The 1,152-nt window shown below is 58.2% G+C and carries 1 protein-coding gene; it reads left to right on the top strand.

All coding sequences use genetic code 11. The annotated features are described in order from the left end of the window. Positions 1–72 precede the first annotated feature (72 nt). Entirely contained in the window at positions 73–1,152 is a 1,080-nt protein-coding gene (locus tag AC0L2H_RS32445; RefSeq protein WP_019863233.1) for an IS630 family transposase, read from the top strand.

The following is a 1,152-nucleotide window of genomic DNA, read 5'->3' on the forward strand; positions in this document are numbered from 1 at the left end:
CTAGTGGATTGATCGAGACAAAAGAGTCCAATATTGGATTCCCATCGGTCTTCGCATGTGCGACGATCGGGCATGCGCACCGGTATTACATTTGACGTCATTGCCACCGACAGGATCCGGCTCGAAGCCATCGTGGCAAAGCGCGGTTCGCCGCAGAAGCATGCGTGGCGGGCGAAGATCATTCTGATGAGCGATGACGGCTTGGGAACTGTGGCCATTATGGAGGCTACAGGCAAATCGAAGACCTGCGTGTGGCGATGGCAGGAGCGTTTTATGGCCGAAGGCGTGGATGGCCTTTTGCGCGACAAGAGCCGCCCGCCAGGTATTGCGCCACTCGATCCCGAACTGGTCGATCAGGTGATCGCGCTGACGCTGGAAACGCCCAAGCAAGAGGCCACACACTGGACCGTTCGCGCGATGGCAAAGGCGGTGGGGATCGCGGCCTCTTCGGTCGTCAAGATATGGCACGAGCATGGTCTTGCACCGCACCGCTGGCGCAGCTTCAAACTGTCGAATGACAAGGCCTTTGCCGAGAAACTGCACGATGTCGTTGGGCTCTACGTCTCGCCGCCGGCCCATGCCATTGTTCTTTCCGTCGATGAAAAAAGCCAGATCCAGGCGCTCGACCGCACCCAGCCGGGACTTCCTTTAAAGAAGGGGCGGGGTGGCACGATGACCCATGATTACAAGCGCCACGGGACCACCACCCTGTTTGCTGCCCTCAATGTTCTCGACGGCTCGGTGATCGGCCGCAACATGCAGCGACACCGGCATCAGGAGTTCATCCGGTTCCTTAACGTGATTGAGGCGCAACTGCCGAAGGATAAGGCAGTCCACGTCATTCTCGACAACTACGCGACCCATAAGCAGCCGAAGGTCCGCGCCTGGCTGGCTAGACATCCGCGATGGACCTTCCACTTCGTTCCAACATCATGTTCATGGCTCAACGCCGTCGAGGGCTTCTTCGCCAAACTGACACGACGCAGACTGAAACACGGCGTCTTCCACTCCGTCGTCGACCTGCAGGCGGCAATCAACCGCTTCATGACCGAGCACAATCACGAACCGCGGCCATTCGTCTGGAAAGCAGACCCCAATGAGATCATTGCAGCAGTCAAACGCGGGCACCAAGCGTTGGAATCAATCCACTAG

It is taken from the genome of Mesorhizobium sp. WSM4871, from assembly GCF_055811295.1.

Bases quoted from the DNA above. Each gene is read 5' to 3' on its own strand.
- AC0L2H_RS32445 (WP_019863233.1), top strand. From the start codon at position 73: ATGCGCACCGGTATTACATTTGACGTCATTGCCACCGACAGGATCCGG.